The organism is Micromonospora sp. DH14 (assembly GCF_029809455.1).
Lineage (GTDB): Bacteria > Actinomycetota > Actinomycetes > Mycobacteriales > Micromonosporaceae > Micromonospora > Micromonospora parva.
On sequence record NZ_JARVKT010000001.1, the window covers coordinates 734700 to 751668 of the forward strand.

At 69.7% G+C, this 16969-nt stretch carries 16 protein-coding genes and 1 pseudogene; 8 read left to right on the top strand and 9 right to left on the bottom strand.

Annotated elements, in window-relative coordinates; genetic code table 11:
• Window positions 1-86: 86 nt before the first annotated feature.
• A complete protein-coding gene (locus QCZ28_RS03510; protein WP_279515174.1) occupies window positions 87-1526 on the bottom strand; it encodes a GuaB1 family IMP dehydrogenase-related protein in 1440 nt (479 codons plus the stop codon).
• 58 nt (window positions 1527-1584) lie between these two features.
• Between QCZ28_RS03510 and QCZ28_RS34485 the strand changes: the two are divergent.
• Window positions 1585-1686 (top strand): annotated as a pseudogene (locus QCZ28_RS34485) (ArgP/LysG family DNA-binding transcriptional regulator); the annotation flags it as partial.
• Window positions 1687-1705: 19 nt separating this feature from the next.
• On the opposite strand, the gene QCZ28_RS03515 reads toward QCZ28_RS34485, so the two are convergent.
• Window positions 1706-3457: a biotin carboxylase N-terminal domain-containing protein gene (locus QCZ28_RS03515; protein ID WP_279515175.1), complete on the bottom strand. Its 1752-nt coding sequence runs from the start codon at window positions 3455-3457 to the stop codon at window positions 1706-1708.
• Between the two features lie 150 nt (window positions 3458-3607).
• On the opposite strand from QCZ28_RS03515, the gene QCZ28_RS03520 reads away from it, so the two are divergent.
• The 3 genes from QCZ28_RS03520 (at window position 3608) to QCZ28_RS03530 (ending at window position 6073) form a co-directional block, all read left to right on the top strand.
• Window positions 3608-4219: a PadR family transcriptional regulator gene (locus QCZ28_RS03520; protein ID WP_279515301.1), complete on the top strand. Its 612-nt coding sequence runs from the start codon at window positions 3608-3610 to the stop codon at window positions 4217-4219.
• A 121-nt stretch (window positions 4220-4340) separates the two neighbouring features.
• Window positions 4341-5300: a daunorubicin resistance protein DrrA family ABC transporter ATP-binding protein gene (locus tag QCZ28_RS03525; RefSeq protein ID WP_030328919.1), complete on the top strand. Its 960-nt coding sequence runs from the start codon at window positions 4341-4343 to the stop codon at window positions 5298-5300.
• A 17-nt stretch (window positions 5301-5317) separates the two neighbouring features.
• Window positions 5318-6073 carry an ABC transporter permease gene (locus QCZ28_RS03530; RefSeq protein WP_279515176.1) on the top strand — a complete coding sequence of 252 codons (756 nt, stop codon included), beginning with the start codon at window positions 5318-5320 and terminating at the stop codon, window positions 6071-6073.
• Window positions 6074-6273: 200 nt separating this feature from the next.
• Here the strand turns inward: QCZ28_RS03530 and QCZ28_RS03535 are convergent, their stop codons facing one another.
• From QCZ28_RS03535 to QCZ28_RS03560, 5 genes are all read right to left on the bottom strand, one after another.
• Complete coding sequence (locus QCZ28_RS03535; protein WP_279515177.1) at window positions 6274-6927, bottom strand: O-methyltransferase; 654 nt, start codon at window positions 6925-6927, stop codon at window positions 6274-6276.
• A complete protein-coding gene (locus QCZ28_RS03540; RefSeq protein ID WP_279515178.1) occupies window positions 6924-7655 on the bottom strand; it encodes a Maf family protein in 732 nt (243 codons plus the stop codon). Before QCZ28_RS03540 ends, QCZ28_RS03535 begins: the two co-directional genes overlap by 4 nt.
• A gap of 217 nt (window positions 7656-7872) precedes the next feature.
• Window positions 7873-9000, bottom strand: a complete 1128-nt coding sequence (mycP, locus tag QCZ28_RS03545; RefSeq protein WP_279515302.1) for a type VII secretion-associated serine protease mycosin — start codon at window positions 8998-9000, stop codon at window positions 7873-7875.
• Between the two features lie 1387 nt (window positions 9001-10387).
• Entirely contained in the window at window positions 10388-10846 is a 459-nt protein-coding gene (locus QCZ28_RS03555; protein ID WP_279515179.1) for a hypothetical protein, read from the bottom strand.
• Window positions 10847-10936: 90 nt separating this feature from the next.
• Window positions 10937-11131, bottom strand: a complete 195-nt coding sequence (locus QCZ28_RS03560; RefSeq protein WP_279515180.1) for an acyl-CoA carboxylase subunit epsilon — start codon at window positions 11129-11131, stop codon at window positions 10937-10939.
• A gap of 90 nt (window positions 11132-11221) precedes the next feature.
• Between QCZ28_RS03560 and QCZ28_RS03565 the strand changes: the two genes are divergently transcribed.
• Both QCZ28_RS03565 and QCZ28_RS03570 read left to right on the top strand, forming a co-directional pair.
• Window positions 11222-13258 carry a serine/threonine-protein kinase gene (locus QCZ28_RS03565; protein ID WP_279515181.1) on the top strand — a complete coding sequence of 679 codons (2037 nt, stop codon included), beginning with the start codon at window positions 11222-11224 and terminating at the stop codon, window positions 13256-13258.
• 65 nt (window positions 13259-13323) lie between these two features.
• Window positions 13324-13551, top strand: a complete 228-nt coding sequence (locus tag QCZ28_RS03570) for a hypothetical protein (protein WP_279515182.1) — start codon at window positions 13324-13326, stop codon at window positions 13549-13551.
• 83 nt (window positions 13552-13634) lie between these two features.
• Here QCZ28_RS03570 and QCZ28_RS03575 read toward each other — a convergent pair whose 3' ends face one another.
• Window positions 13635-14387, bottom strand: coding sequence for a GH25 family lysozyme (locus tag QCZ28_RS03575; protein WP_279515304.1), 753 nt, complete (start codon window positions 14385-14387; stop codon window positions 13635-13637).
• 125 nt (window positions 14388-14512) lie between these two features.
• Entirely contained in the window at window positions 14513-15064 is a 552-nt protein-coding gene (locus QCZ28_RS03580; protein ID WP_279515183.1) for a Uma2 family endonuclease, read from the bottom strand.
• Between the two features lie 101 nt (window positions 15065-15165).
• Here QCZ28_RS03580 and QCZ28_RS03585 point away from each other — a divergent pair, with 101 nt between their 5' ends.
• On the top strand, window positions 15166-15909 hold the full coding sequence (locus QCZ28_RS03585) for a M50 family metallopeptidase (RefSeq protein WP_279515184.1): 744 nt from the start codon (window positions 15166-15168) through the stop codon (window positions 15907-15909).
• A gap of 56 nt (window positions 15910-15965) precedes the next feature.
• Complete coding sequence (locus QCZ28_RS03590; RefSeq protein ID WP_279515185.1) at window positions 15966-16949, top strand: 2-dehydropantoate 2-reductase N-terminal domain-containing protein; 984 nt, start codon at window positions 15966-15968, stop codon at window positions 16947-16949.
• The last annotated feature ends 20 nt before the right edge of the window (window positions 16950-16969 follow it).

Consider the following 16969-nt stretch of genomic DNA (forward strand, 5'->3'; position numbering starts at 1 on the left):
CGCTCCTCCGTTGATCATGAAGTTGTTGCCACGACACGCCGGCGCGGGAGGCAACAACTTCATGATCAACCGGAGTGGGGCGGGAGTTACCAGCTGGTGGGGAGGGGCATTCCTTCGGTGAAGCCGGCAGCGCTCTGGACGCCGACGATCGCCCGCTCGTGGAACTGGGTGAGGTTCCGGGCGCCAGCGTAGGTGAAGGCGCTGCGTACCCCCGCGATGATCTCGTCGATCAGGTCCTCGACGCCGGGTCGGGCCGGGTCCAGGTGCATCCGGGCCGAGGAGATGCCCTCCTCGAAGACCGCCTTGCGGGCCCGGTCGTACGGGCTGTCGTCGGCGGTTCGGGCGCTGACCGCCCGGGCCGAGGCCATCCCGAAGCTCTCCTTGTACCGCCGGCCGTCCACGTCCGTGTACAGGTCACCGGGGGACTCGTAGGTGCCGGCGAACCAGGAACCGATCATCACGTTCGACGCCCCGGCGGCGAGCGCCAGCGCCACGTCCCGGGGGTGCCGCACCCCACCGTCGGCCCAGACGTGCCGACCCAGCTGGCGGGCGGCGGCCGCGCAGTCGAGCACGGCTGAGAACTGCGGCCGACCCACGCCGGTCATCATCCGGGTGGTGCACATCGCGCCGGGGCCGACGCCGACCTTGATGATGTCCGCCCCCGCCTCCACCAGGTCGCGTACGCCCTCGGCGGTGACCACGTTGCCGGCCGCCACCGGCACCCCCGGGTCCAGCTTGCGGACCGCCTGGAGTGCGGAGATCATCCGTGCCTGGTGGCCGTGCGCGGTGTCCACCACCAACGTGTCCACCCCCGCCTCCAGCAGCGCCGAGGCCTTGCCGGTCACGTCACCGTTGATTCCGACGGCGGCGGCGATCCGCAGCCGACCCCGGTCGTCCACGGCAGGCGTGTAGAGGGTGGCCCGCAACGCGCCCTGTCGGGTCAGCACCCCGACCAGCCGGCCCTCGGCGTCCACCACCGGGGCGAGTCGACGACGGCCCGCCGAGAGCAGATCGAAGCCGGTACGCGGATCCGAGTCCGCCGGGACGGTGTGCAGCTCGGTGGACATCACGTGCCGCAGCTGGGCGAATCGGTCCACGCCCGTGGTGTCCGCCTCGGTGACCACACCCATCGGCCGGCCGGCGTCGTCGACCACGATGACCGCACCGTGCGAGCGCTTGGGCAGCAGGTGGATGGCGTCGCCCACGGTGTCGGTCGGGCCGAGCGTGATCGGCGTGTCGTAGACGAGGTGGCGCTGTTTCACCCAGGCGACGACATTCGCCACCACCTCGATCGGGATGTCCTGCGGGATCACCGTGATGGCACCCCGGCGGGCGACCGTCTCCGCCATCCGCCGTCCGGCGACCGCCGTCATGTTCGACACCACCAACGGGATGGTGGTGCCGGTGCCGTCGCCGGTGGACAGGTCGACGTCGAGCCGGGAACCCAGGTCGGAGCGGGCCGGCGCCATGAAGACGTCGGTATAGGTCAGGTCGTGCGCGGGGACCGCGCCGTGAAGGAACCGCACCCGGCAATCATTCCCGCTCGCGGTCAGTTCCACCGCCGGTGGTCGTGGAAAACACTACCTCGACGTCCCGCTGTACTGGCAGCACTGGCGGCTGGAGTCGGATGTGCTGACCGCGCTGACCGCCGCCGTCCGCGCGGTCGCCACCGAAACCCTGCGTTGACCGCCCGTCGGGCGGGGGCTCAGGCGATGGTGCAGATGAGGGCTCCAGCGGTGATCACGGCACCGACCTCGGCACTGAGACCGCTGACCGTGCCCGCCTTGTGTGCGTGCAGCGGCTGCTCCATCTTCATCGCCTCCAACACCACGACCAGGTCACCCTCGGCCACGGTGTCGCCGTCCGCCACCGCGATCTTGACGATGGTGCCCTGCATCGGCGAGGTGAGCGTGTCGCCGCCGACCGGAGCGCCGGCCTTGGCGCCGCCGCCGCGCCGGGTCGGCTTGCGGGAGGCGGGTGCCGCGGTGGTCGTACTCCCGCCGAAGCCGGCGGGGAGGCTGACCTCGAGGCGCTTGCCGCCCACCTCGACCACGACGGTGTCGCGTTCGGCCGGCGCGTCGGCGGTGCCGGCGGCGGCGGTGAACGGCGGCACGGTGTTGTGGAACTCCGTCTCGATCCACCGGGTGTGCACTGTGAACGGCGCGGCGGTGAACGCCTCGTCCCGCACCACGAGCCGGTGGAACGGCAGCGCGGTGGCCATGCCGTCGAGGACCATCTCGTCCAGCGCGCGGCGGGCGCGCTCCAGCGCCTCGGTCCGCGTCTCACCCGTGATGATCACCTTGGCGAGCAGTGAGTCGAAGTTGCCGCCGATCACGTCGCCGGCCGAGATGCCGGTGTCGACCCGGACCCCCGGCCCGCTGGGCAGGCGCAGCGCGGTGACAGTGCCCGGGGCGGGCAGGAAGTTGCGGCCAGGGTCCTCGCCGTTGATCCGGAACTCGATCGCGTGCCCGCGCGGGGTCGGGTCCTCGGTGATCCGCAACTTCTCGCCGTCGGCGATCCGGAACTGCTCACGGACCAGGTCGATGCCGGCGGTCTCCTCGGTGACCGGGTGCTCGACCTGAAGGCGGGTGTTGACCTCCAGGAAGGAGATGGTGCCGTCGACGCCGACCAGGTATTCCACGGTGCCGGCACCGTGGTAGCCGGCTTCCCGGCAGATCGCCTTGGCGCTGTCGTGGATCTGGGCGCGCTGGGCGTCGGTGAGGAACGGCGCGGGCGCCTCCTCGACGAGCTTCTGGTGGCGTCGTTGCAACGAGCAGTCCCGGGTGCCCACCACGATCACGTTGCCGTGCTGATCGGCGAGGACCTGCGCCTCGACGTGCCGGGGCTGGTCGAGGTACCGCTCGACGAAGCACTCGCCCCGACCGAACGCGGCGACCGCCTCGCGGGTGGCCGACTCGAAGAGCTGCGGGATCTCCTCCATGGTGCGGGCCACCTTGAGGCCGCGACCACCGCCACCGAAGGCGGCCTTGATGGCGACCGGCAGGCCGTGGTCGACGGCGAACGCCATCACCTCGTCCGGGCTGCCCACCGGGTCCGGGGTGCCCGGGACCAGCGGCGCGCCGGCCCGTTGGGCGATGTGCCGGGCGGTGACCTTGTCACCCAGGTCGCGGATGGCCTGCGGGGTGGGGCCGATCCAGGTCAGCCCGGCGTCGATGACGGCCTGGGCGAAGTCGGCGTTCTCACTGAGGAAGCCATAACCCGGGTGTACGGCGTCGGCGCCGGCCCGAGCGGCGACGTCGAGCAGCTTGTCGATGCGCAGGTAGGTCTCGGTCGCGCTGTCCCCGCCGAGCGCGTACGCCTCGTCCGCGAGGGTGGCGTGCAGGGCGTCGCGGTCGGAGTCCGCGTAGACGGCGACGCTGCCCAGGCCGGCGTCGCGGCACGCGCGGATCACCCGGACGGCGATCTCGCCGCGGTTGGCGATGAGTACCTTGCGCACCTTCGTGGCTCCTCCCGGGCAGGTTACTGACGGGGAGTGTATCGGCCGCCCACGGCGGCCCTAACGATCGCTCAGTGTGGGATGCCGCACTGCGCCCGCCACGGTTTAGTCAAACTTGGCTATTACGCTTGTCGGGTGTCTTCGACTCGGATGATGATTCTCGGTCTGGTGCGGTGGATGCAGCCCGTGCACGGTTACGACGTGCGCCGCGAGCTGCTGAGCTGGAGCGCCGACAAGTGGGCGAACGTGCAACCCGGATCGATCTATCACGCTCTGCGCAAGCTCACCGAGGAGGGGCTGCTCCGCGCCGTCGCGACCGAGCAGGTCGGCGCCCGGCCGGCGCGCACCACGTACGAGGTGACCCCCAAGGGGGAGGACGAGTTCGAGACGTTGCTGCGCAACCTGTGGTGGAACATCAGCGAGCCCGCCGACCCGTTCGTGGCGGCCTTCTGCTTCCTGCCGGCCATGCCGCGCGCCGAAGCGGCCGCGGCCCTGCGTAACCGGGCCAACCTGCTGCGCGCCGGCATCGAGTCGATGCGCGCCTCACTCGAGTCGGACTGGGTGCGCAACCGCAAGCCGGCGCACGTGGGCTGGATGTTCGAGCTGTGGTCGGCGCGGGCCGAGGCGGAGATGAGCTGGTGCGAGCGGATCGCGGAACGGATCGATTCCGGAGTGTCGTACCTGCCTGCTGAGCTGGATGAAGCGCAGGGTTGGTCGGGGTGGAGGGACGGTCGGGAGTCCCCCGACACGGAAGCAGAATAATCAACGTTGACTAGAAAAGTTATATCGCGTTAGCCTGCTGGCGGCACTGCGGGGGAGTGCGCCGTCCGGCGTCGTCCCACTCGACGGCCGGCGCTACCGGCCCGAACGACCAGGAGCAGAAATGATCGAGACCAGGGGGCTGCGGAAGTCGTTCCGCTCCCGCGCGGGTCGAGAGACGAAGACGGTGGACGCCGTGCGGGGCGTCGACCTCGACGTCGCCAAGGGCGAGATCTTTGGCTTCCTCGGCCCGAACGGCGCCGGCAAGACCACCACGCTGCGGATGCTCGCCACGCTGATCGAGCCAGATGGCGGCGAGGCCACCATCGCGGGCGCCGACCTGCGCAAGGACCCGGCCGAGGTGCGCCGCCGCATCGGGTACGTCCCGCAGGGCGGCAGCACCTGGGACGAGTCCACCGCCCGTGAGGAACTGGTGCTGCACGCCCGGATGTACGGCATCAGCAAGGCCGACGCGCAGCGCCGCGCCGCCCGCGCTCTGGACGCCTTCCAGCTCACCGAGTATGCCGACCGCAAGTGCAAGACCTACTCCGGCGGCCAGCGACGCCGGGTCGAGATCGCCCTCGGCATCATCCACGAGCCGAAGATCGTCTTCCTGGACGAGCCGACCACCGGCCTCGACCCGCAGAGCCGCGCCCACATGTGGGACGAGATCCGGCGGCTCCGCAGCGACGGCATGACCGTCTTCATCACCACGCACTACCTGGACGAGGCCGACGCGCTCTGCGACCGGATCGCGATCATGGACAACGGCGAGGTGGTGGCCGAGGGCACCCCGGCCGAGCTCAAGCGGGAGATCTCCGGAGACGTGGTGCTGGTCGGTCTCGACCTGGCCGCCACCCCGCAGGCCGCCCAGGCACTCGACGGCGAACCGTACGTCAACAAGCTGGAGACCGCCGACGAGGGCGGCCTGCGCCTCTACGTCGACGAGGGCGCCACCGCCATTCCGCAGGTGCTGCGCCGACTCGACCACGCCGGGCTGGAGCTGCGCTCGATCGAGCTGCACCGACCCAGCCTGGACGACGTCTTCCTCACCAAGACCGGCCGCTCGCTGCGCGAGTCCTGACCCCGGAGACGACTCTCATGAAATTCGCCCGTGACACCTGGCTGATCTTCCAGCGCCAGACCCTGCTCCTGCTGCGCAACCCGGTCTGGGTCTTCGTCGGCGTCTTCCAGCCGGTCATGTACCTGCTGCTCTTCGCCCCGCTACTGAAGCCCGCACTGAACGCCCCCACCCAGGCCGCCGCCTACAAGATCTTCGTGCCGGGCCTGCTGGTGCTGCTGGCCATCTTCGGCGGCCTGTTCCAGGGCTTCGGCCTGATCGCCGAGCTGCGAGCCGGCGTCATCGAACGCTCCCGGGTCACCCCGATCAGCCGGCTCGCCCTGCTGCTCGGCCGCTCACTGCGCGACGTGGTCTCGCTCATGGTGCAGGCGGTCATCATCACCCTGCTGGCGCTCCTGTTCGACCTGCGGGTGTTCATCGGTGACCTGCTGCTGGCGTACCTGATGCTCGCCCTGATCGCCCTCATGACCTCGGCCGTCTCCTACGGTGTCGCCCTCAAGGTCAAGAGCGAGGACGCGCTGGCCCCACTGATGAACACCGTGGCGCAGCCGGTGCTGCTGCTCTCCGGCATCCTGCTGCCGCTGACCTTCGCGCCCGGCTGGTTGCAGGGCATCGCCAACTGGAACCCGTTCTCCTGGGCGGTCGACGGCACCCGGGCACTGTTCGCCGGTGAACTGGGCAGCGACAAGGTCTGGCAGGGCCTCAGCATCACCGCGGTGCTCGCCGCGCTGGGCGTCTACTGGGCCGCCCGCCAGTTCGCCCGCAGCGTCCGCTGACACTCGTCGTTCCCGGAAATCGGGGTGTCCCTCGACAAGGGACACCCCGATTTCCGTGGCCGGCGGCTGGTGCCCGGCGTTGCCCGGCGCACGCTGGTTGCCGGCTTTTTAGTGGTTCTCGGCGGGCGGCGCGGCCGACGTTCGGCATTGCCGGGGCATGCTGGTTGCCGGCCTTTGGTAGCTGCCGGCGGGGTCGGCGGTCAGCGGACCCGGGCGAGGGTCAGGCCGTCCGCGATCGGCAGCATCACCGGGTCCACCCGTACGTCGGCGAGGACCTCGTCGTTGAACGCGGCAATGGCCCGGTCACCTTCGTCCTGCGGGGCGATGACCCGCCCACCACGCAGCACGTTGTCGACGGCGATCACCCCACCCGGGCGCATCCGGGGCACCAGCTCCGCCCAGTAGATCGGGTAACCGGTCTTGTCCGCGTCGATGAACGCGAAGTCCAGGTGCCGCTCGTGCGGCAACGCCCGCAGCCCGTCCGCGGCCGGGCCGATCCGCAGGTCGATCAGATCCTGCACGCCGGCCCGCGCCCAGTAGCGCCGGGCGATGCCGGTGAACTCCTCGGAGATGTCGAAACAGGTCAGTCGCCCGCCCTCGGGCAACCCACGGGCGATCGCCAGCGACGACAACCCGGTGAACGTGCCGACCTCGACGGCCTGCCGTACGTCGAGCAACCGGGTGAGGAACGTGAGGAACGCGGCCTGCTCCGGCGCCACCTGCATCGAGGCGTGCTCCGGCAGCACCGACCGGGTCTCCTCGGCCAGGTCGCGGATGATCTCGTCGGGCGGGGAGCCGTGTGCGACCAGATAGGCGTGCAGCTCGTGCGTGAGCGGGATCGACTTGGTGGTCATGACCGGACGTTACCGAGCGGCTCGACGGATTGGTCGCCCGCCACGACAGGTTGGCCGCCGGGTTCGACGGATTGGCCGCCCGCCACGACGGATTGGCCGCCCGGCTCGACCTTGGTCCACAGGTCGGTGATCCGCAGATCCAACTCGGCGAGGAGCCGGCGCAGCAGCGGCATCGACAACCCGACCACAGTCCCCGGGTCACCCTCGATCCGCTCCACGAACGGCCCACCCAACCCGTCGATCGTGAACGCGCCGGCCACCGCCAACGGCTCACCCGTGGCCACGTACGCGGCGATCTCGTCGTCGCTGATGTCGGCGAAATGGACCGTGGTCGACGCGACCGCCTCCGCCCGCCGCCCCTCATCAAGATCAATCAGGCAGTGCCCGCTGTGCAGCACGCCACTTCGCCCGCGCATCCGCCGCCACCGCCGGGTCGCGTCGGCCGCATCGTCAGGCTTCCCGAGGATCTCCCCGTCGAAGGCCAGCACCGAGTCGCAGCCGATCACCAACGTCCGCTGATCAGCGGTCGGCTTCAGCCGGCTCACCACCGCCTGCGCCTTCAGCCGCGCCAACTCCAGACACAGATCCTCGGCCCGCTCGGTCACCACGAGGGACTCGTCCACCCCGCTGACCAGCACCTCCGGCTCAACACCGGCAGCCTGGAGCAACTTACGACGGGCAGGGCTCGCTGAAGCGAGCACGAGGCGGAGCGGCAAAGTCTCAGACACGAGCCCGACGTTACCGCCCAACCCCCACCAGGCCCGACACCCCGCCCAGCGCCCCGCGCCGGCGCCTTGTCGCCCTGCGGCGTGGCGGCCGTCGTGGCCCCGGCGGTTCGACCGCCGGCACCCTTGATCCACTCGCCTTTCAGGAAAACGCGCTATCCCATCACCCCAGACACCGCGGTTTCCTGAAAGCCGAGTGGATCACCGCCTCGTTGACCAATCACCGACTGATTCTGGGCGGCGGATCATCACCACGACGGCGACGTCGCGCCATCACGACCCATCCCACCCCGACGGCCACGATCACCCCAAGAGTGGCCAGGCCGCGCACGGTCGAACCATCATCCTGACCACCCGGCTGAGCGGCAGCCGTCGTGGTCGGGCCAGCACCGGCCGGAGCGCTCACCGATTCAAACCCCAGCGGCGGTACGTCTGCCGTCAGCGCCGCCACAAGATCGATCACTCCATAGCCGTACTCGTCGTCGCGCCCAGGAGGGCCCTTGTCGACGGCGGTAGCCGTGAGCCGGTGCGCCACCTCTCGCGCCGGCAGGTAGGGGTACTTCGACCTGACCAGTGCAGCCGCGCCCGCCACGATCGCCGTCGCACTGGAAGTGCCCGTCCCCTTCGAGTACTTTCCGCCGTAGCTGGTGCTGTAGATATCGACCGCAGGGGCGACCACATCGATCTTCGGCCCGGTGACCGAGATGGCAGCATGTCGGCCCGCGCGATCGACACCCCCAACCGCGATAACACCCTCTTCACTGGCCGGGTACCGAACATTGGTGTCGGGGGGTGAATTGCCTGCAGCGGCCACCACTACGATATTGGCATTCTGCGCTGCTTTTATCGCTTGCTGAAGCCGTATGCTGGCACCGGCGACCGCTGAAATGCTGATAACGTCGGCGCCTCTGGCGATGGCGAACTCAATTCCAAATGCGAGTGCATCAGGGTCGCCTACGTCATTAGAGGGAGTGTCCATTATTGGAAGGATCTTTGCTTTCGGTGCAATTCCGAGAGCGCCTCGGCTGTGTGTCCTTCCATGGGCAGCGACCAGGCCGGCCATTGAAGTCCCGTGACTATCTCGATCCTGGCGGCCATCGCCACTTCCCCCAGGAATAACGTCGGTTCCTGACAGTAGATTCTCGTGGAGGTCAGGATGAGGGTCAACGCCGGTGTCCGGCACCGCGACAATCACTCCGGATCCTTGGCTAAATCGATGCGCTTGCTCAATTTGAAGGTATGGCAGATGCCACTGATCGCCTCGTATTAGGTCGGCATCTTGAGGTGGAACGAACAAGCTGGCAGAAAGCAGGGTTCCGGCTATAGCGAGTCTTGTTGCGCCTACCAAGAGCGACCCAATCACCTGTTAAAGCCAATTGCTGGACCCGGATCGATTGGATTATCCCTGTCTGGAGGTCGAACTACCGGAGGGACGCCTTGGTCAGTCTCCCAAGGATTATCCGGGTCCCAATGCCGCGATCTCTCGTCACTTCCTGCTTCCGGCCCCGAGCGGCTGCCAGTGCCAGAAAACCCGGGTGCACCGCCAATCGGAAAGCCACTCGTGATTCCGTTGAGACTCCGTCCTCCGCCTGGCCGACTTCCAGCTGAACCGGTGGGCGCTGTCCCAGCACCACCGCCTCCAATTACCCCGCCGATCGGGTTGACTCTTCTGGGAGTGCCAGAGTTGTTGACTGGATTGCCTAAAGATGATCCCGGGACACCGCCGATTAATCCTCCACTGAAAGGGGATGGGCGGGCTGGCTGGACGGAATGTGCGCCGCCTGTATCCGTGGCCCCGCTTATTGGCTTTGAGAGGTTCCCGGGCTGGCTCGCTTTAATGGGAGGCGGCGTAGGTGAGCCAATGGGAGCGGGTAGCGGCTTTGGTGGCATGTCGGGGCTGATGGCGGTTGGTGAGGCATTACTTCCCGGTGCTTGGATAACTGGCGCGGTAGCCCCAGTGGGCGGCGAGGGGACTCCGGCAGTAGCTCCCCCGAGAACTGGACCCATCCCCGAAGTCGCAGGGGTGCTCGGGATCATCCGCTGAGTACTGGCGCTGCGGATGGGAGTGGTGGCGCTAGCGGGCAGTGGTACCGGGACTATCGGCGGAATAGCAGGTGTCACATAACCGCCATACGCGTCGGGATCGTCTGGCTGCCGAACGCTTCTGGGTGCTGCTGGTGGTTTTTGGAGGGTTGCTTGGGCTTGTTGGAGTTCGCCGCTCAAGCTGAACATCATCGACCGGGCCCGCACGTTCAGCTGTTCCAGTTCCCCATCGGCAACAGTCGGCTGAGTGGCCCGGTTGCCCATCACCGCCTTCGGGTCGGCGACCATCGCCTCGTACGCCTGTTTCTGCTGGTACTTGGTCGCGTACTCCTCATGGATCTTGCGGAGCGCGGCGCGGGTGGTGCCGATGGCCTGGGTTGCGGCGGAGAGGGCGGTGTAGTTCGCGGCGGCGGCGTCGTGGGTGCGTTGCACCTTGTCGATGAGTTCGTCGAGTTCGGCGAGGTACGTGCGGGAGGCGGCGCTGGTTTCGGGGGGCCATGCTGCGGCGAGGCCGCGCCGGTACTGCTGGAGGCGACCGAGGTGGGTTTGCGCGAGGTCGCAGACCTTGCGCCAGCCGGCGACCTGTTTCCAGTGGTTGGCGGTGTCGTGGTCTTGCAGGCAGGCCCACATGCTGTTGACGTCCATGAGTTGCCAGTCGGTGAGGCCGGTGGTCCGGCCGCTGCCCCGTTCGATCACGGCAGCACCACCGGCGGCTGGGCGTCGGGGCTGGTCGGGTCGGTCAGCACCGACGTGGGGCCGCCGGGCAGCATGTTCAAAGGGTTGGCGAGGGCTCGTTGCACGTCCACGACTCTGGCGGCGGTGAAGGCGTCGCTGTCGGCGTAGTGGGTGGCGACCTGGTCGGCGGCGGCGGCGAGGTGGCCGGTGGCGCCTCGGACGGCGTACACCATGTCGGCGGTGGCCTGCTGCGTCTCGTGGTGCGCGTGCAGGAAGGTGACCAGCTCGATGAAGGCGTCGCACGGGTTGGGCAGCTTCGCGGACATGTCTTCGGCGATGTACGACAGGTGCGGCGCGTAGTTGCTCTCGACGTCGGCGGCGAGCCGGTCGGCGAACTCTCTGAGCTGGCTGATGTCGGCTTCGATGCCGCCGTAACCGCGTAGCCAGGGTGCTGGCCGGTCCTCTTCGGGGATCATGGATCCTCCCTACCCGTAGCGGCACCGTTTCCCTGAGTGAGGTTAACGGCTCAACGCCACCCTGACAGCCCCCGTACGGCGGGTCTGGGGTCAGCGGGGCTGGCCGGTGGCGCGCCAGCCGCGGGAGCTGCCCGGTCGGCCGCTGCGCGCCCAGGCGGACGGGGCCGTCGGCGTGGGGACGGCGGCCGGGCGGGACCGGATGATGATCGCCCCCACCAGAGCGGCCAACTCCTCGGCGGTGGGCACGCCGCGGACGACCCGGAACAGCGGCTCTTCGGCAGACATGCCGTCAGGGTACGCCGCGCGAAGTTACCCGAAGCGCACAGTGGCGTGCCGGCGGTGTGAGCGTCAGCGGGTCCGGGTACCGTCTCACCGATGTCGAACGCGCTTCCCCAACTCGTCGCTGACCGATACCGGCTTCTGTCGCCGCTCGGCCAGGGCGGCATGGGCCGGGTGTGGAAGGCGCGCGACGAGGTGCTGCACCGGGACGTCGCCATCAAGGAGTTGGTGCCGCCGCCCGGTCTCACCGATGACGAGCGCCGCGAGATGCGCGAGCGCTCGCTGCGGGAGGCGCGGGCCATCGCCCGGCTCAACCACGCCAATGTCGTCCGCATCTTCGACGTGCTGCGCACCGACGGCGATCCGTGGATCGTCATGGAGTACGTGGCGTCGAAGTCGTTGCAGGACACGCTCGCCGAGGACGGCCCGGTTTCGGTGGCCCGCACGGTGGAGATCGGCCTGGGTGTGCTGGGCGCGCTCAGCGCCGCGCACAAGGCGGGCGTCATGCACCGTGACGTGAAGCCCGGCAACGTGCTGCTCGGCGAGGACGGCCGGGTGGTGCTGACCGATTTCGGTCTGGCCACGATCCCCGGCGACCCCAACGTGACCCGCACCGGCATGGTGCTCGGCTCGCCCGCGTACATCTCGCCGGAGCGGGCCCGGGACGGCACCGCCGGTCCGGAGGCCGACCTGTGGTCGTTGGGCGCGACGCTCTACGCGGCGGTCGAGGGCAAGTCGCCGTACGCCCGACCGTCGGCGATCGGCACCCTGGCCGCGTTGGCCACCGAGCCGATTCCGCCGCCGAAGAACGCCGGTCCGCTGAAGGCCGTCCTGAACGGGCTGCTGCGCAAGGACCCGAACGAGCGGATCACCGCCGAGGTGGCGGAGCGGCTGCTGCGCCGCGCCGGGGGCAAGCGGTCGCGCGGGATCTCACTGCTCGATGGCGTACGCCGGCCGGGGCCGAACGGTCCGCGCGAGCCGCGCCCGCCGCACGTGCCGGCGCCGCGACCTGCCGAGAGCGTCGACCAGCCGGTGTCGCCGCCGCCGGCCGCCGCCGCGAGCGCCTCGGCCGCCGCCACCAGTGCCGCTGATGCCACGCCGACGGCAGTGGTTTCTTCCGGTGCGGTAGCCGACCCGACCGCCGTGGTGTCCGCCGAGCCGACGGCCGTCCCGGCCGAGCCGACCGCCACTATCGACCGCCCGTCCGAGGCTGCCGCGTCCGGAGCCGCCGGGTCCGATACCGCCGCGTCCGGGGCCGAGCCGACCGCGACGGTCGCGGCCGCGCCCGACACGAGCGGCGACGGTACGACGAACGTCGACGACGAGCCGACGGTGGTCGACGGGCCGCCGGTGGCACCGGAGCAGCGCAAGCCGACCACGCCGACGTCGCTGATGCCGCCGGTGGGTCCGGCCGGCCGCGCGGCGGTGCCGCCCTCGGACGGCACGAAGCCGAACAACACCCGACGTAACGTGCTGATCGGGGCGCTGGTCGCGCTGCTGCTGATCGGCCTCGCGGTGGTCGTCCCGATGCTGACCAGCGGCGACGGCGACAAGACCCCGCAGGCCGACCCGACCGGTGCTGCCGCCACCTCGGCGCCCGCCCCGACCTCCGCTGCCGCGCCACCGCCGCCCACCACCGGTGCGCCGACGCCGTCGGCCTCAGCCACCCCCTCGGTCGACCCGAACGCGCTGCCGGCGGGCTGGAAGCTGCACAAGGATCCGGCCGGCTTCTCCCTGCCGCTGCCCGATGGTTGGGTGCGTAGCCAGGTCAACGGCAACACGGTCGTCTTCAACCAGTCCAATGGGCCGGGATTGCTGCTCGTGCAGTGGACCAACAGCCCGAAGAAGGACGCGGTCGCCGACTGGCGGGAGCAGGAGCCGAATCGCGCTAGCCGCGTCAAGAACTACCAGTACCTCAGCATCAAGAGCTGCGACTTCTGGAAGACATGCGGTGACTGGGAGTGGTTGGAGACCCGGGACGGGCAGCGGATCCACGTCCGCAACCGGGGGTTCGTGACGGCCAAGAACCGGGGCTACGCCCTGCGGTGGGAGATCGCGGAGAAGGACTGGCAGGCCAACCTGCCGAACTTCGACCGGATCGCCAAGGGTTTCGTGCCCGACCGTAAGGACTGAAACTCATTCGCATGACCTTCCGTCGTCGTGGGTAATTGACCTTCGACGACGGAAGGAGGCACGACATGGGTTACCGACGGAGGGACACTCGGCCCCGGCTGGCACTGTGGATGCTCGTGGCGCTCGGCGACGCGATTCTGCTGCTGGTCAGCGCGGGGGTTTCGGTGCTCGTCGCACTGCTCGGCGTCGTGATCGTTGCCGGCCTTGGCGTTGCTGCCTGGCGGATGACCCGCCGGGGCGCGCTGGCTCGTGAGGATGCCGTGGTGCCGGCCCTGACCCGACGGCGGGCCTGACCCGCACGCGGTGGCGTGGCGGCAGCCGGACCGATTGTCGACCGTGCTGTTGACCGTCGATCCCGCTGCCGCCAACGGCCCGGTCAGGTGTTGTTGGCCAACGCGATCAGGCGGCTCCGGTCGCCGTTCCAGTAGTTGCGGTCCACGTTGCCGCTGATCCCGGAGACCGCGCCGGTGCTGGTGTACTGCCAGAAGCTCCACACGGACGCGCCGGCCGGCAGGGCACCCGGGGTGCTCGACCAGCGGGCCAGCCAGAGCGGGTGGTTCGCCCACGGGCCGGTCCAGCTGCCGGTGCACTGGTTCCACCAGCTCGTGGTGGTGTAGATGACCGCGTACCGGCTGGTGCGGGAACGGTAGGTGTTCAGGAAGTCCTGGATCCAGTTGCGCATGCCGGTCGTGCTGAGGCCGTAGCAGTAGCCGCCGCTGTACGGGTTGCCCTCGATGTCGAGCGCGGCGGGCAGGGTGCGGCTGTCAGCGGACCAGGCGCCGCCGTTGGAGGCCAGGTAAGCAGCCTGGGTCGAGCCGGCGGAGATGTTCGGGCGGGCGAAGTGGTACGCCCCGCGGATCACCCCGGCGTTGTACGCGTTGACGTAGTTGGCGTTGAAGTTCGGGTCCTTGTAGCTGGTGCCCTCGGTCGCCTTGATGAAGGCGAACTGGATGCCCGCGTTGCGGACGCTGGTCCAGTTGATGCTGCCCTGGTAGCGGGACACGTCGATGCCGGGTGTGGTGGCTGCGGCCGCCGGTCCGGCGGTCGCTACCAGGGCCGCCGCCGCGGTGGCGAGGACGGTGAGGCCGGCCGCGAGTGCGCGGCGCAGCGTTGATGAGGTACGGGCCATGAGTGCCTCCAAGGACGTCGCTCTATCGACGTCCATCTTTGGAGGTAAGTGCCCTAGATCGCAAGGGCGGCTGAAAAAAGCTTCATCGATGGTTCATGAAGGTCCGCCGCCCGGGGTCCAACGGTTCAGCGCAGGGTGGCTGGGTCGAGCTGCCAGCGGAACGGCTCGACGACTGTCAGCGTCTCGCCGGGCTTGGCAACCTGGTCCTCGACGTAGTGCTCGCCGTCGAGCCGGAACAGCCGCAACGAGTGACCGTCCCCGTCCTGCTCGACCAGCAGGTACCACGGGATTCGCGCGATGGCGTAGAGCTGCATCTTGACCAGTCTGTCGGCGGCGGCGTTGCCGGGCGAGACGATCTCGCAGACGAGCAGCACCTCGGCAGCCTCCACCGCCGTGCCCTCGTCGTCGGTGTCCGCGACGACCACGTCGGGGATGGCGATCCGGTCCACCCCGAGCCGAACGTTGACCGCCTCGAAGACGAGCAGGGGTTGTGGTCGCACAGCTCGACGCAGGCTGTAGACGAGTTCCCACGACACCAACTGGTGCCGCTTGCTCGGGGCAGGGCTCACGATCAGGCTCCCGTCGAGCAGCTCGATCCGGTCCGGGGTTTCACCCAGGGCGAAGTAGTCGGCCTCGGTCCAGAGCCCGACGTGGTGTCCCAGGGGTTCCGCACTCATCAGCGCTCACCTCCCGCTTCACTCGCCACCCGATCAGTCTCACAGGATACGAGCCGGTGCCTCGGGAGCGACACGGAACGCCGCCGGTAGGCTCGCGCCCCATGATGTCGATCGACGGGCTGGGCGAGAAGTGGGACATGTTGTTCGGCGCGCAGCCGGACCCGCCCGCGCTGCTGGTGCTGATCACCGGGGCGGTGGCGCTGGTGGTGGTCTCCACCCGGCTGCCGTGGCGGATCGCCCGTAACGCCATCACCATCGCGCACGAGGGTGGGCACGCCCTCGTCGCCCTGCTCACCGGCCGCAAGCTGCGCGGCATCCGGCTGCACTCGGACACGTCGGGTCTGACGCTCTCCGCCGGTCGTCCCACCGGGCCGGGCATGATCCTCACCCTGCTCGCCGGATATGTCGCACCGCCGTTGGTCGGGCTGGCCGGCGCCTGGCTGCTCGGCGGCAACCGGATCACCCTGCTGCTCTGGGTGGCGGTGGCGCTGCTGCTGGCCATGCTCGTCATGATCCGCAACGCCTTCGGCGTGGTGTCGTTGCTGGTCACCGGCGCGCTGGTGTTCGCCGTCTCGTGGTACGCGACGCCGCAGGTCCAGGCCGCCTTCGCGTACACCGGGGTGTGGTTCCTGCTGCTCGGTGGGGTGCGGCCGGTGGTCGAGCTGCAACGGCTGCGTTCCCGGGGCCGGATGCCCGCCTCCGACGCCGACCAGCTCGCCGGGCTCACCCCGTTTCCGGCGTTCTTCTGGGTGAGCGTCTTCGCAGTGGTCAACCTGGCGGCGCTGATCGCCGGCGCGCTCCTGCTCGCCGGCCCGTTCCTCACCGATGCCGGCCTGACCAGCTGACGGAAGGCACGACGGCGCACCGGGCGGGTGGCGCGCGGGCGGGCAGAATGAGGCCCATGCGATACGTGATCATCGGGGCGGGCGCGGTCGGCGGCACCATCGGCGTACGGCTGGCCCAGGCTAACCGGGACGTGACAGTGGTGGCCCGCGGCGCCCACCTGGACGCGATCCGGACGCGGGGTCTGACCCTGCGGCAGCCCGACGGTGAGGTCACCGCCCGGCTCGCGGCGGTGGACCGGCCCGGTGACCAGCCGCTGCCAGCGGACACCGTGCTGATCCTCACCGTGAAGTCGCAGCACACCGCCGGCGCCCTGGCCGCCTGGGTGGACGCGCCGGTGGTCGGCGGCGGCACGGCCGGCGAACGTCTGCCGCTGGTGACCGCGCAGAACGGGGTGGCCAACGAACGGGCCGCGCTGCGGCTCTTCGCCGACGTGCACCCGGTCTGTGTCTGGCTGCCGGCCACCCACCTGGACCCGGGCGTGGTGGTCGCCAACGGGTACCCGCACCCCGGGATGCTCCACATCGGCCGGTACCCCGCAGGTGCCGACGACACCGACCGGGCGATCGCCGCCGACCTGACCGCCGCCGGCTTCGTCGCCCCGGTCCGCGCCGACGTGCTGCGCTGGAAGTACGGCAAGCTGCTCAGCAACCTCGGTAACGGCCTCCAGGCGCTGCTCGGCCGGGACATCCCGGACGCGCTGGCCGAGCGGGTACGTGCCGAGGGCGTGGCAGCGCTCGCCGCCGCCGGCATCGCGCACACCTCGCCGGAGGAGGAGAAGACCGAACGGGGCGACCTGGTCGGGCAGCGCCCCGTCGCCGGTGAGGACCGTTCCGGCGGCTCCACCTGGCAGAGCCTGGCCCGGGGCACCGGCTCGACCGAGGTCGACCACCTCAACGGGGAGATCGCGCTGCTCGGCCGGCTGCACGGCGTACCGACACCGGCCAACGTGGCGGTGCAGCGGGCCGTACGCCGGGCGGCCCGGGAGCGGATCGCGGCCGGCGCGTTCCCGCTCGCCGAGTTGGAGAAGATGGTCGCCTGACCGGGGCAACCGACCACCCC

Coding starts and splice junctions, on each gene's coding strand:
- QCZ28_RS03570 (WP_279515182.1), top strand. CDS start 13,324: ATGGGTTACCGACGGAGGGACACTCGGCCCCGGCTGGCACTGTGGATG.
- QCZ28_RS03565 (WP_279515181.1), top strand. CDS start 11,222: ATGTCGAACGCGCTTCCCCAACTCGTCGCTGACCGATACCGGCTTCTG.
- QCZ28_RS03530 (WP_279515176.1), top strand. CDS start 5,318: ATGAAATTCGCCCGTGACACCTGGCTGATCTTCCAGCGCCAGACCCTG.
- QCZ28_RS03535 (WP_279515177.1), bottom strand. CDS start 6,927: ATGACCACCAAGTCGATCCCGCTCACGCACGAGCTGCACGCCTATCTG.
- QCZ28_RS03525 (WP_030328919.1), top strand. CDS start 4,341: ATGATCGAGACCAGGGGGCTGCGGAAGTCGTTCCGCTCCCGCGCGGGT.
- QCZ28_RS03590 (WP_279515185.1), top strand. CDS start 15,966: ATGCGATACGTGATCATCGGGGCGGGCGCGGTCGGCGGCACCATCGGC.
- QCZ28_RS03585 (WP_279515184.1), top strand. CDS start 15,166: ATGATGTCGATCGACGGGCTGGGCGAGAAGTGGGACATGTTGTTCGGC.
- QCZ28_RS03560 (WP_279515180.1), bottom strand. CDS start 11,131: ATGTCTGCCGAAGAGCCGCTGTTCCGGGTCGTCCGCGGCGTGCCCACC.
- QCZ28_RS03580 (WP_279515183.1), bottom strand. CDS start 15,064: ATGAGTGCGGAACCCCTGGGACACCACGTCGGGCTCTGGACCGAGGCC.
- QCZ28_RS03575 (WP_279515304.1), bottom strand. CDS start 14,387: ATGGCCCGTACCTCATCAACGCTGCGCCGCGCACTCGCGGCCGGCCTC.
- QCZ28_RS03520 (WP_279515301.1), top strand. CDS start 3,608: ATGATGATTCTCGGTCTGGTGCGGTGGATGCAGCCCGTGCACGGTTAC.
- QCZ28_RS03555 (WP_279515179.1), bottom strand. CDS start 10,846: ATGATCCCCGAAGAGGACCGGCCAGCACCCTGGCTACGCGGTTACGGC.